The following is a 12,887-nucleotide window of genomic DNA, read 5'->3' as shown; positions in this document are numbered from 1 at the left end:
GGAGGCGAAAAACGGAATCAAAGATGGATGACGGCCAGGTCCAGGCGGCCGTAATCACCTTCGGTCTGTTCGTTTCTGGGTGGAACATGGTGGGTTTTCATGACTTGGTCGCCCTGCAAGGTTTCCAGGTGAATGTCGAAGCCCCACAGGCGATGCAAGTGCTTGAGCACTTCATCCGTGGAGTCACCCAGCGGTTTGCGGTTGTACGCCTGATGACGCAAGGTCAGCGAACGATCTCCCCGCCGATCGATGCTGTAGATCTGTACGTTGGGCTCGCGGTTGCCCAGGTTGTACTGCGCGGCCAGGGTTTCGCGAATGGTGCGGTAACCGCTTTCATCGTGGATGGCGGGTACCAGCAGGTCGTCCTTCTGGTCGTCATCCAGAATGCTGAACAATTTCAGGTCACGGATTACTTTGGGCGAGAGGTATTGCAGGATAAAACTCTCGTCCTTGAAGCTGCTCATGGCGAACTTGATCGTGGATAACCAATCCGAGCCGGCAATTTCCGGAAACCAGCGACGGTCCTCTTCGGTGGGGTTCTCGCACATGCGTCGTATATCGCGGTACATGGCAAAACCCAGTGCGTAGGGGTTGATGCCGCTGTAGTAGGGGCTGTCGAATCCAGGCTGGAACACCACGCTGGTGTGGGACGTCAGGAACTCCATCATGAAGCCGTCGGTGACCAGACCTTCGTCATACAGGTCGTTCATCAAGGTGTAATGCCAGAACGTGGCCCATCCCTCGTTCATGACCTGGGTCTGGCGTTGCGGGTAGAAGTACTGGGCAATCTTGCGCACGATGCGCACAATTTCCCGCTGCCAGGGCTCCAGCAACGGGGCGTGTTTTTCGATGAAATAGAGAATGTTTTCCTGGGGTTCGGCGGGGAACCGTGCGTTGTCCTTTTCGCTGTACTTGTCGGCGCCCTTGGGAATGGTGCGCCACAGGTCATTGATCTGCTTTTGCAGGTGTTCTTCGCGGTCCTTCTGGCGCCGGCGTTCTTCTTCAGCAGAAATCGGGTACGGCCTTTTGTAGCGATCCACTCCGTAGTTCATCAGGGCGTGGCAGGAGTCCAGGAGGTCTTCCACGGCATCGATGCCGTGGCGCTCCTCGCATTGCATGATGTACTGCTTGGCGAACACCAGGTAATCGATGATCGAACTGGCATCGGTCCAGGTGCGGAACAGGTAGTTGCCTTTGAAGAAGCTGTTGTGGCCGTAGCACGCGTGCGCCACCACCAGCGCCTGCATGCAGATGGTGTTTTCTTCCATCAGATAGGCAATGCAGGGGTCGGAATTGATCACGATCTCATAAGCCAGCCCCATCTGGCCGCGGCTGTAGGATTTTTCAGTGCTGAGGAAGTGCTTGCCATAGGACCAGTGGTGATAACCCAGGGGCATGCCGACCGACGCGTAGGCGTCCATCATCTGCTCAGCGGTGATCACCTCGATCTGGTTGGGGTAGGTGTCGAGGGCATAACGGTCCGCGATACGGCTGATTTCGCGGTCGTAGGCCTGGATCAGCTCGAACGTCCATTCGGAGCCGGTGGAGATGGGTTGGCGCTTCTGCTCTTTTTTGGCGGTCATGTCACTAACCTGCGCTGGAAGAGTTCACGGAAGACCGGATAGATATCCCCGGCCGAGACCAGTTGCTGTTGCGCAAACGTGTCGGAAAAGGCTTCGGCGATGCGTTCGTATTCATACCACAGGGCCTGATGTTCCCGGGGCGTGATTTCCACATAGGTGTAGTACTGGACGAACGGCATGATCTGGTTGATCAGGATGTCGCGGCAGATCGGTGAGTCGTCGTTCCAGTTGTCCCCGTCGGACGCCTGGGCTGCATAGATGTTCCATTCGTTGGCCGGATACCGTTCGGCCATGATCTCCTGCATCAGCTTCAAGGCGCTGGAGACGATGGTGCCGCCGGTTTCCCGGGAGTAGAAGAACTCCTCTTCGTCCACTTCCCTGGCGCTGGTGTGGTGGCGGATGAATACCACGTCGATCTTGTCGTAGTTTCGCTTGAGGAACAGATACAGCAGGATGAAGAATCGCTTGGCAATGTCCTTGGTGGCCTGGGTCATGGAGCCGGACACGTCCATCAGGCAGAACATTACGGCCTTGGAGCTGGGGTTTGGCTGTTTGACCAACAGGTTGTACTTGAGGTCGAAGGTGTCGAGAAACGGAACCCGGTGGATACGGGCGCTGAGTTTCTCTATTTCCGCTTCCAGGTCCTGAATGTCGCCGAAATTGTCAGGTTCCTCGCGCTTCAGTCGGGCCAGTTCTTCCTTGACCTCGCGCAGTTTCGCCCGGCTGCTGCCCGACAGGGCGATCCGGCGGGCGTGGGCCGAGCGAAGCGTGCGGATGATATTGATCCGCGACGGATTGCCTTCATTGCTGATGCCGGCGCGCACGGTCTTGAAGGTATCGGTGCCGGTCAGGTTGCGCTTGACCAGGTTCGGCAGCTCAAGGTCCTCGAACATGAACTCCAGGAATTCCTCCTGGGTGATCTGAAACACGAATTCGTCCATGCCTTCGCCGGAGTTGCCGGCCTTGCCGGGGCCCTTGCCGCCCCCTCCACCCGGTGGGCGGGGGATGTGCTCGCCGCTGGTGAATTCCTTGTTGCCGGGGTGCACGACGGTCTGTTTGCCACCGCGGCCATGGTGAAGCACCGGCTCGTCGATGTCGCGGCCGGGAATGCTGATCTGTTCGCCATGCTCCATATCGGTAATGGAACGGCGGCTGACCGCTTCTTCCACGGCCTTCTTGATGTGGTCACGATACCGCCGCAAAAAGCGCTGGCGGTTAACCGTGCTCTTGTTCTTGCCATTGAGGCGTCGGTCGATCACATAGCTCATAGGGCCCTCCGGGCAGCCTCAAGTGATGAGCTACAAGCTTCAAGTAGAAGCACAGTTACCCGATTGCCAGGGCTAACGCGCTTTTTCCTTGTAGCTTGCAGCTTGTAGCTTGTAGCTGTTTTACTGCGATTTCCGGACCCGCAGATACCACTCGGAAAGCAGCCGTACCTGTTTGTCGGTGTAGCCACGTTCGACCATGCGTGTGACGAAGTCGTTGTGTTTTTGCTGGTCCTCCTTGCTGGCCTTGGCGTTGAAGCTGATGACCGGCAACAGATCCTCGGTGTTGGAGAACATTTTCTTCTCGATGACCACCCGCAGCTTTTCATAGCTGAGCCAGGTGGGGTTCTTGCCGTTGTTGTTGGCTCGCGCCCGCAACACGAAGTTGACGATTTCGTTGCGGAAATCCTTCGGATTGCTGATGCCCGCCGGCTTCTCGATCTTCTCCAGCTCCTCGTTGAGCGCTACGCGGTTGAGAATTTCGCCGGTTTCCGGATCGCGGTATTCCTGATCCTGAATCCAGAAATCCGCGTACAGCACGTAGCGGTCGAAGATGTTCTGGCCATATTCGCTGTAGGACTCCAGGTACGCGGTCTGGATCTCCTTGCCGATGAACTCGATATACCGCGGAGCCAGGTATTCCTTGAGGAAACGCAGGTACCGCTCGCGGGTTTCCGCCTGGAACTGCTCCTGCTCGATCTGCTGTTCCAGCACGTACAGCAGGTGCACGGGGTTGGCGGCGATCTCGTGGGGGTCGAAGTTGAAGACCTTGGACAGGATCTTGAACGCGAAACGCGTGGACAGGCCGTTCATGCCTTCATCGACCCCCGCGTTGTCGCGGTATTCCTGGATCGACTTGGCCTTCGGATCGGTGTCCTTGAGGTTTTCACCGTCGTACACCCGCATCTTCGAATAGATGTTGGAGTTCTCCGGCTCCTTGAGGCGCGAGAGAACGGTGAACTGGGCCAGCATCTTCAGGGTGTCGGGGGCGCAATGGGCCTTGGCCAGTGAGCTGTTGAACAGCAGCTTGTCGTAGATCTTCACCTCATCGGTGACCCGCAGGCAGTACGGCACCTTGACGATGTAGATCCGGTCGATGAACGCCTCGTTGTTCTTGTTGTTTCGGAAGGTGTGCCATTCCGACTCGTTGGAGTGAGCCAGCAGGATGCCGTTGAACGGAATCGCCCCCAGGCCCTCGGTACTGTTGTAGTTGCCTTCCTGGGTTGCCGTCAGCAAGGGGTGCAACACCTTGATGGGCGCCTTGAACATCTCGACGAATTCCATCAGGCCCTGGTTGGCCCTGCACAGCGCGCCCGAATAGCTGTAGGCATCGGCATCGTTCTGTGGGAATTCTTCCAGCTTGCGGATATCGACCTTGCCCACCAGGGCCGAAATGTCCTGGTTGTTCTCGTCACCCGGTTCGGTCTTGGCCACCCCGATCTGATTGAGGATCGATGGGTAGAGCTTGACCACCTTGAACTGGCTGATGTCCCCGCCGAACTCGGCCAGGCGCTTGGTGGCCCATGGCGACATGATGGTATTGAGGTAGCGGCGTGGAATGCCGAAGTCTTCCTCGAGGATCGCGCCGTCCTCGGTGGCGTTGAACAGTCCCAGGGGCGATTCGAACACCGGCGAGCCCTTGATCGCGTAGAAGGGCACCTTTTCGATCAGTTGCTTGAGTTTTTCGGCCAGGGACGATTTACCGCCACCCACCGGGCCAAGCAGGTAGAGGATTTGCTTTTTCTCCTCCAGGCCTTGGGCTGCATGGCGGAAATAGGACACGATCTGGTCGATGCACTCTTCCATCCCGTGGAAGTCTTCAAAGGCCGGATAGCGGCGGATCACCTTGTTGGAAAAAATCCGCGAGAGCCTCGAGTTGGTCGAGGTATCCAGCAGTTCGGGTTCTCCGATTGCCAGCAACAGACGCTCTGCGGCGGATGCGTAGGCACTGCGGTCCTGCTTGCAGAGTTCGAGGTATTCCTGCAGCGAGTATTCCTCCTGCCGCGTGGACTCGAAACGTTGCTGGAAGTGGCTAAAAATACTCATGACGTCACCTCGCTCGATACGTGGAGCCGGTGTCGGATCAATCAGTCGTTGCTGGTCAGCCGCTGGGAATCCAGTTGCCGTTTATCCCCCCAGAATGCTTCCAGAATAAAGGCTCCTGAAAGCTGACTCCCGATGATCCGCGCGCCGGTGTACCGGCTCTCCCCTGTTTTGGATGGCCTGAGGCTAAGAATAGTTCGGAATCGGAGAGGCACAGGTGGAATGCGTAATAAGTTATGGCAGACCGTTCGTCTGCTATCGCCCAAGCCCACGGTTCACGCGGGTTTGGGACAGTGTAAAAAATTATTCGTGAGAGCCTTGCGCCGTGTCCGACGGATAAGTCGTGCGCCAGAGCTCAAAGCCGCCATCCAGGCTGTAGACGTCGGTGAAGCCCTGGCCGACCAGGTAAGCGGCTGCACTCTGGCTGGAATTACCGTGATAGCAAACAACCACGACCGGAGCGTCAAGATCGGCCTTGGTAATGAAATCATGCAGGGAGTGGTTGTCCAGGTGCTTTGACCCGCTGATATGAAGGGCGGAAAAAGTGGCGGGGTCACGGATGTCGACGAAGACCGCGCCTTGCTCTCGCAGAGCCTGGGCTTGGTCCGGGGGAATGCGTTTGAATTCAGTCATGGGAAGGCTCCTGTAGCAGGCCAGGCGCCGATCAGACGGCGGTGCCGGTCGGCGATGACGCAAGGGTAGGGTGGGGGTGATCGGGTTTGGCGTGCCCCTGTTCGTCGCAGTCGCAACGCAGTCGTTCGCCGGTATCAACGTTCATCAGTGTCAGCGCTTCGCCCCACACGCAACCGGTATCGAGGGCGAAGAGGTCTGGCTCGTCGCATTGGCCCATCAATGCTGCCCAATGTCCGAAAATGATCTTCAGGTTACGGGTCTTGCGCTCCTTGTGCTTGAACCATGGGGCATAGCCGGGCGGTGCGGTCTCGATGCCTTCCTTGCCCTTGAGGTCGAGCTTGCCGTCGCGGGTGCAGAAGCGCATGCGGGTGAAATAGTTGGTGATGACCCGAAGGCGGGTCACGCCGGTGAGTTCGTTGTCCCATTTGACCGGATCGTTGCCATACATGCCGTCCAGGTAGGGACCGAACAGGTTGTCGTCGCGTAGCGCCTGCTCGACTTCGCCGGCGCACTTGAGCGCCCTGCGCAGGGACCACTGGGGCGGGATGCCGGCATGGACCAGCGCCAGGTTGCGCTGCTCGTCGTAGTGCATGAGCTTTTGCTGGCGCAGCCATTCCAGCAATTCGATGCAGTCGGGGGCATCGAGGATTTCCTTCAAGGTATCGGATTTCTTCAGGCGCTCGATGTTCTGCCAGACGGCCAGCAGGTGCAGGTCGTGATTGCCGAGTACGCACACCAGGGACTGGCGGATTCTGAAGAGATAACGCAACGTCTCAAGCGATTGCGGGCCACGGTTGACCAGGTCGCCCACCAGCCACAGTGTGTCTTTCTGCGGGTCGAAAGCGACTCGCTCCAGCAGGCACTTGAGTGGGCTGAGGCAACCTTGCAGGTCGCCGACCGCATAGGTGGCCATCAGTGCAAGGCTCCGGGCACCGCCAGGCGAAAGGGCTTGATGATGGCATCGAAGCGTTTGCCGTCCTCGGCCAGCATTTGATAGGTACCCTGCATGGTGCCGACCCGGGTCGTCATCACGGTGCCGCTGCTGTAGCTGTGGCTGTTGCCGGCATCGATCAGCGGTTGCTGGCCGACCACGCCCTCGCCACGCACCTCTTCGACATGACCGTCGCCATCGGTGATGATCCAGTGCCGCGACAGCAGTCTGGCCGGTAGCGAGCCGTTGTTGCGCACGGTGATGGTGTAAGCGAAGGCGAAACGGTTATGTTCGGGTTGCGACTGTTCTGCCAGGAAGCGGGTGGTGACGCTGACGTCGACCTGATAACGAGGATCGGACATGCAAAAGGGCCTTAGAAGCGGGACGCGGGCGTGGCTGAAGGGATCAGTCTAGGCAAGTATCGGGTAGTAAACCAGAGGGCGTCCCACCCGAGACGGCCATTGTCCCTCAGATGGCTTCGGCTTTCGGTGCGGCCTGTTCGCTGAGCTTGTCGGCCAGGCGCACGAAGGCCGCCAGATCCAGCTGCTCGGGACGCAGACTGCCATCGACGCCTGCGGCCTCGATTTCGGTGCTGCTAAGCAGCAATTTCAGCGTATTGCGCAGGGTTTTGCGACGCTGGTTGAAGGCTTCGCGTACCACGCGCTCCAGCAGCCGATGGTCCTTGGCCGGATGCGGTAGCACCGCATGGGGGACGAGGCGGACAATAGCCGAGTCGACTTTGGGTGGTGGGTTGAATGCCCGGGGCCGACATTGAACAGATGTTCGACCCGGCAATGGTACTGGACCATGATCGAGAGGCGCCCCCAGTCACCACCGCCAGGACCGGCGGCGAGGCGTTCGACCACTTCCTTCTGCAGCATGAAATGCATGTCGCGGATCAGGCCGGCGTTGCTCAGCAGGTGGAAGATCAGTGGCGTAGAGATGTTGTACGGCAGGTTGCCCACGACCCGCAGGCTGTTCGGCGCGGCGTTCAGGCTGTTGAAGTCGAACTTCAGTGCGTCGCCCTGGTGCAGGTTGAAGTTGCTCTTGCCGGCGAATTGCTGATTGAGGATCGGAACCAGGTCCTTATCCAGCTCCACCACGTCCAGTTGCGCACCGCTGTCCAGCAGGCCCTCGGTCAGGGCGCCCTGGCCCGGGCCGATTTCCAGCATGCGGTCGTCGGGCTTGGCGTTGATGGAGCGCAGGATGCGATCGATCACACCGGCGTCATGCAGGAAGTTCTGGCCGAAACGCTTGCGCGCGCGGTGTTGGTATTGCTCGGTCATAAATGGGTCTCGGCCATCTGGTAGGCGGTTTCCAGCGCGACCTGCAGGCTGCCGGTATCGATCTTGCCACTACCGGCCAGGTCCAGGGCGGTGCCATGGTCCACCGACGTGCGGATGATCGGCAGGCCCAGGGTTACGTTGACTGCCGCGCCGAAGCCTTTGTACTTCAGCACGGGCAGGCCCTGGTCGTGGTACATCGCCAGCACCGCGTCGCAGTGCTCCAGATATTTGGGGTAAACAGAGTGTCGGCAGGCAGCGGGCCATGCAGGTTCATGCCTTCGCTGCGCAAGCGCTCCAATGTAGGTTCAATGATGTCGATTTCTTCGCGGCCCAGGTGTCCGCCTTCACCGGCATGGGGTTGAGCCCGCAGACCAGGATGCGTGGGTGGGCGATGCCGAACTTTTCCTGCAAGTCGGCGTGCAGTATCCGCGTGACACGCTCCAGGCGCTCCGGAGTGATGGCGTCGGCAATGTCCCGCAAGGGCAGGTGAGTAGTCACCAGGGCCACCCGCAGGCCACGGGTGGCGAGCATCATCACGACCTGTGCGGTGTGGGTCAGGTCCGCGAGGAATTCGGTGTGCCCGGAAAAGGCGATGCCGGATTCGTTGATCACGCCCTTGTGTACCGGTGCGGTGATCATGCCGGCGAAAGCGCCATCCAGGCAGCCCTGGCCGGCACGGGTCAGGGTTTCCAGGACGAAGCCGGCGTTGGCCTTGTCCAACTGCCCGGTGATGACCGGGGCGCCAAGGGGCGTATCCCAGACATACAGGCTGGCGGCCGGCGCGGGGACATCCGGCCAGGCGTCCGGTGTCACTGCAAGCAGGTTGACGGCCACGCCCAGCTGCGCAGCCCGCTCAAGGAGCAGGGTGCGGCTGGTGATGGCAATCAGGGGATATGGCTGGGGCTGCGCGGCGAGCAGCAGGCACAGGTCGGGACCAATGCCGGCAGGCTCGCCGGGCGTCAACGCGAAACGCTTGGGTTTCACTGCGCTGCCTGGTCTGCACCAGGGAGTTTGATTTCAACGTAGGCTTCGTCGCGGATCTGGCGCAGCCAGGTTTGCAGCTCTTCGTCGTACTTGCGATTGCGCAGTACCGTCATTGCCTGTTGTTCGCGGGCCTGGGTAGTGCTGTCGGTGGCGCGACGGCCAAGGACTTCCAGGACATGCCAGCCATAAGGGCTCTTGAACGGCTTGGACAGTTGGCCTTGTGGTGTTTCGGCCATGACCTTGCGGAACTCGGGTACCAGTGCGTTTGGATCAACCCAGTTCAGGTCGCCGCCGTTGAGGGCCGAGCCCGGGTCTTCCGAGAAGCTCTTCGCCAGTTCGGCGAAGTCTTCGCCCGCTTCGATGCGGTCGTAGAGTTTCTCCGCCAGGCGCTTGGTTTCAGCCTCGCTGCGAATCTCACTGGGTTTGATCAGGATGTGGCGAACATGGACTTCGTCACGCACCTGCGCGCCACCGCCACGTTTCTCCAACACTTTCAGAATGATGAAGCCGCCAGGAGTGCGGGCAGGCTGAGTAATGTCACCCACCGCCATGGCGCTCAGTTCGCGGTCGAACGGAGGCGGTAGTTGAGCCGGTTTGCGCCAGCCCATGTCGCCGCCTTCCAGGGCGTTTTCGCTGCCCGAACGGGCTACGGCCATCTGGCCGAAGTCGGCACCTTGCTTGAGCTGCTGGTAGACATCCATTGCCTGGCGATAAGCGCTCTGAATCGCTTCGGAGTTTGCGCTCTCCGGGGTAGGAATCAGGATGTTTGCCAGGTGCAGTTCTTCGGAAAGCTGCATCTTGCCCAGGTCGGAAGCGAGGAAGTTCTTCACTTCCTGCTCGGAAACCTGAATGCGTTCAGCCACCCGACGCTGGCGCACGCGACTGATGATCATCTCGCGGCGGATCTGGTCGCGGGCGTCATCGTAGGACAGGCCATCGTGAGCCAGCGCGGCACGGAACTGGTCGATGGTCATGTTGTTGCGCTGGGCGATGGTACCGACGGCCTGGTTCAGCTCTTCGTCGGTGATGCGGATGCCAGAACGTTCGCCGATCTGCAATTGCAGGTTTTCGACGATCAGGCGCTCGAGCACTTGCTGATCCAGCACGCCCGGCGGTGGCAGGCCGCCGCCGCGCTTGGCGATGGTTTGCTGCACTTCATGGACGCGCTGGTCCAGCTGGCTCTGCATGACCACGTCGTTATCGACAATGGCCACCACTTTATCGATGGACTGTACCGCGGCGTTGGCCGCGGTACCCAGGAACAGCGCGCCCAGCATCAGCGGGCGCAGACAATCAGAAAGCTTGGTCTTCACGTTCACGATAACCTTGGATGCCTTTGTCGAGGAAGCTCTCTACCTTGGCGCCGGTGAGGCCGCCGAGTCCCTTCAGGACAATTTGGAGGAAGATGCCGTGGTCGCCTTTTTCGTTTTCCGGGGCGGCTTGACTGAACTCTTCATAGTCGACCCAGTAACGGTTGATCAGGCGCAATTTCCAGCAGCAGTTGTCGTATTCGAAACCGCCGAAGGCTTCCAGGGTACGGTTGCGGTTGTAGTCATACTGCCAGCGGCTGATAGCATTCCACTGCGGAACGATCGGCCAGATGACCGAGAAATCATGCTGCTTGATCTTGTAGTAGTCCTTAACGTAGCCAGGCGTGCCCGGTGTGCCGTAGTCGCCACCACCCACTTGCCATTGACCGGTGGCCTCGTCATAACGGACCTGGTCATTACGATAGCGATAACCGGCGTTGATGACCTTGTTCGGGTTGTCTTCCGGCTGGTAATGGAACATCGCACTGCCCGAGCGCGGGCTGTGGGTATCCGGGTCCCAGTTGTAGGTGGCAGTGGTACGCCAGTCGCGATTCCAGCGGAATTCGTATTCCAGCGCGTACGGAGATACGTCAGATTTGGCGTCTTCGCGGGTCTTGAAATCGATGCCCGGCAGTTGGACTTCGCGATCCTTGAAGTACAGGGCCTGGCCGACGCTGACGCGCTGACGCTCGAAGCCGTTTTCTTCGATCCAGCGGCTGGTCACGCCCAGGGACAGCTTGTTCTCGTCGCCGACACGGTCGGAACCGGAGAAGCGGTTATCCCGGAACAACGAGGAATAGCTGAAGGTCGATTCGCTGGTATCGAACACGGGAATGTCGCTCTGGTCCTTCTCCGGTACGTAGAGATAGAACAGGCGAGGCTCTAATGTCTGACGGTAGTTGGTGCCGAACCATTGGGTGTCGCGGTCGAAATACAGGCCGCTGTCGATGCTGGCAATTGGCACACCGCGGTTCTGACTGCTGCTGTAGGTGCCTCGCAGGCGGTCTTGCTCGGCAGTCTGCCCGGCGATATCCGACTTGCCCTCACCATCAAGGTCGAGGTCATATTGGGTGTACTGGTACTTGAGCGACGGCTTGATATAACCATAGCTTGCGTTCATTGGCAGGCTGACGACCGGTGCCAGATTCAGACGATTACCATTTGCGCGGGCAAGGCCCCAGACCCGGGTATCCAGCCACGGTTTCGTGACACCCTCTTCATCGCTGTAGAGGCCGTCTCGCAAATTACGGTCAAACCGCACCAGCTCTGTCCTGTAGGCAAAGTCCAGTCCATACGGATGCTGTGGCAGGGTGCCGTTGAAAGTGATTTGCGGCAGGCGGTTATACGGCGTGATCTTCGAGATCGTTGCCATCTGATACGCCTGGGCATTCACCCGAGCCGTGTAGCTATCTCCGCGATAGCTGACCGCACCTTGCTGATTCACGTAGTCCTTGGACTCGACCCCGATCTGGTCGGTCTGCAAATCCTGGAAGTAATACGGGTCGCTGATCTTGGTGTAGTCGACTTCCGTCAGCACCCGCGAGTCCAGCCCGCCCTTGTGCTGCCAGTTATACATGTAGCGGGTCTTGCTGTAGTCGGACTGCTTGGCGCGTTCGTCTTCTTCGTCGTTGAGGTACGCCGCGCCGAACTGACCTTCGCTGGACTTGGTCAGGTAACGGAGTTCGCCTTCCATCAGCAGGCCGCGCTTACTCATGTAGCGCGGGTACAACGTGGCGTCGTAGTTCGGCGCCAGGTTGAAGTAGTACGGGGTGACCAACAGGAAACCGGTGTCGCTGCCACTGCCGATGGTCGGCGGCAGGAAACCGGACTGGCGACGGTCATCGATCGGGAAGTAGATATAAGGCGTGTAGAGGATCGGGATGTCCTTGACCCGCAGCGTCACGTTGGTCGCGGTACCGAAGCCGGTGGCCGGGTTCAGGGTGATGTTGTTGCCCTTGAGCGTCCAGGCGTTGCTGTTCGGTTCACACGTGGTGTACGTACCGTCCTTGAGGCGAATGATCGCGTTCTCGGCACGCTTGGCGTACAGGGCGTTACCGCGGATGCGCGACTTGTGCATCACGTATTCGGCGTTGTCGACCTTGGCTTCGCCGGTGTCCAGCTGGACATCGGCGTGGTCGCCGACAATCAGCGCGCCGTTGTCGCGAACCCGTACATTGCCGTTCAGCTCGCCGCGGTTCTCGGCCTGGTAAAGGCTGGCTTCATCCGCCTCGACCTGCATGCTGCCCTGGCGCATGACCACGTCACCGGCCAGGGTCGCCACCTGTTGTTCCTGCTCGTAGCGTGAAGCCTTGGCGCCGAGGAAGGTCGGGGCGTCACTCTTGGCCGTCTTGTCGTTCATGCCAGGACGGGTCGGCTCGATATAGGCACCGGAGCAATAAGGTCCGGTTTCGGCCAATTGCGCAGGCGTGAGGTTCTCTCGTGGAACCCAATCGAGGTGGCTGTAGTCTGCACTGCGCGACTTCAGGCCGCGGCCCTTGGCTTCGGTGACCAGCACGGGCTTGTCGCCGGCTGCTTCAACCGAGCTGCTGCCGGTCGCAGCGTCGCCGCTGTCGGCAACGGCACTGCCTTCATGCACCGGACGTGGCGGCAACGCGGCGGCCGGAGACTTGGGGGAACAGTCCCAGGCACCCGAAGCGGAGACGGAGCAGTCATACTGCTGCGCCGCGACGACGAATGAAGAGGCCAGGGGTTGCAGGGCCAGCAGACTGCCGGTGACCAGCAACGGAAATTTTTTACGAAACGCGGGGGATTTCAATGCCATCTTATTAGTCCGGGCTTCCTGCGTGCCATCTGCCCGCGGTGTGGGCCGCACGCCTCTCGATGGTCTGAAA

At 59.7% G+C, this 12,887-nt stretch carries 8 protein-coding genes and 2 pseudogenes; all 10 read right to left on the bottom strand.

Annotation, left to right across the window (positions count from 1 at the left end; genetic code table 11):
- Window positions 1-17: 17 nt before the first annotated feature.
- Window positions 18-1,583, bottom strand: coding sequence for a SpoVR family protein (locus LOY35_RS25595; RefSeq protein WP_258628581.1), 1,566 nt, complete (start codon window positions 1,581-1,583; stop codon window positions 18-20).
- Window positions 1,580-2,851 carry a YeaH/YhbH family protein gene (locus LOY35_RS25590; RefSeq protein WP_139640604.1) on the bottom strand — a complete coding sequence of 424 codons (1,272 nt, stop codon included), beginning with the start codon at window positions 2,849-2,851 and terminating at the stop codon, window positions 1,580-1,582. Before LOY35_RS25590 ends, LOY35_RS25595 begins: the two co-directional genes overlap by 4 nt.
- Window positions 2,852-2,971: 120 nt before the next feature.
- On the bottom strand, window positions 2,972-4,894 hold the full coding sequence (locus LOY35_RS25585; RefSeq protein WP_024777408.1) for a PrkA family serine protein kinase: 1,923 nt from the start codon (window positions 4,892-4,894) through the stop codon (window positions 2,972-2,974).
- A gap of 300 nt (window positions 4,895-5,194) precedes the next feature.
- Complete coding sequence (gene glpE / locus LOY35_RS25580; RefSeq protein ID WP_258628579.1) at window positions 5,195-5,524, bottom strand: thiosulfate sulfurtransferase GlpE; 330 nt, start codon at window positions 5,522-5,524, stop codon at window positions 5,195-5,197.
- 31 nt (window positions 5,525-5,555) lie between these two features.
- Entirely contained in the window at window positions 5,556-6,437 is an 882-nt protein-coding gene (locus LOY35_RS25575; RefSeq protein WP_258628577.1) for a symmetrical bis(5'-nucleosyl)-tetraphosphatase, read from the bottom strand.
- Complete coding sequence (gene apaG, locus LOY35_RS25570) at window positions 6,437-6,817, bottom strand: Co2+/Mg2+ efflux protein ApaG (protein WP_258628575.1); 381 nt, start codon at window positions 6,815-6,817, stop codon at window positions 6,437-6,439. Before apaG ends, LOY35_RS25575 begins: the two co-directional genes overlap by 1 nt.
- Before the next feature lie 106 nt (window positions 6,818-6,923).
- Window positions 6,924-7,741, bottom strand: a pseudogene (gene rsmA / locus LOY35_RS25565) (16S rRNA (adenine(1518)-N(6)/adenine(1519)-N(6))-dimethyltransferase RsmA).
- A pseudogene (gene pdxA / locus LOY35_RS25560) lies at window positions 7,738-8,725 on the bottom strand (4-hydroxythreonine-4-phosphate dehydrogenase PdxA). Before pdxA ends, rsmA begins: the two co-directional pseudogenes overlap by 4 nt.
- On the bottom strand, window positions 8,722-10,044 hold the full coding sequence (gene surA, locus LOY35_RS25555; RefSeq protein WP_193753959.1) for a peptidylprolyl isomerase SurA: 1,323 nt from the start codon (window positions 10,042-10,044) through the stop codon (window positions 8,722-8,724). Before surA ends, pdxA begins: the two are co-directional and overlap by 4 nt.
- Window positions 10,019-12,817, bottom strand: a complete 2,799-nt coding sequence (locus LOY35_RS25550; protein ID WP_258628564.1) for an LPS-assembly protein LptD — start codon at window positions 12,815-12,817, stop codon at window positions 10,019-10,021. Before LOY35_RS25550 ends, surA begins: the two co-directional genes overlap by 26 nt.
- Window positions 12,818-12,887: the final 70 nt, after the last annotated feature.

Source organism: Pseudomonas sp. B21-028 (genome assembly GCF_024749045.1).
GTDB lineage: Bacteria > Pseudomonadota > Gammaproteobacteria > Pseudomonadales > Pseudomonadaceae > Aquipseudomonas.
The sequence above is the reverse complement of the archived record's forward strand: the minus strand, read 5'-3'. Positions and strand labels throughout refer to the sequence as shown.

Bases quoted from the DNA above. Each gene is read 5' to 3' on its own strand.
- LOY35_RS25585 (WP_024777408.1), bottom strand. From the start codon at position 4,894: ATGAGTATTTTTAGCCACTTCCAGCAACGTTTCGAGTCCACGCGGCAG.
- LOY35_RS25595 (WP_258628581.1), bottom strand. From the start codon at position 1,583: ATGACCGCCAAAAAAGAGCAGAAGCGCCAACCCATCTCCACCGGCTCC.
- LOY35_RS25550 (WP_258628564.1), bottom strand. From the start codon at position 12,817: ATGGCATTGAAATCCCCCGCGTTTCGTAAAAAATTTCCGTTGCTGGTC.
- LOY35_RS25590 (WP_139640604.1), bottom strand. From the start codon at position 2,851: ATGAGCTATGTGATCGACCGACGCCTCAATGGCAAGAACAAGAGCACG.
- glpE (WP_258628579.1), bottom strand. From the start codon at position 5,524: ATGACTGAATTCAAACGCATTCCCCCGGACCAAGCCCAGGCTCTGCGA.
- LOY35_RS25575 (WP_258628577.1), bottom strand. From the start codon at position 6,437: ATGGCCACCTATGCGGTCGGCGACCTGCAAGGTTGCCTCAGCCCACTC.
- apaG (WP_258628575.1), bottom strand. From the start codon at position 6,817: ATGTCCGATCCTCGTTATCAGGTCGACGTCAGCGTCACCACCCGCTTC.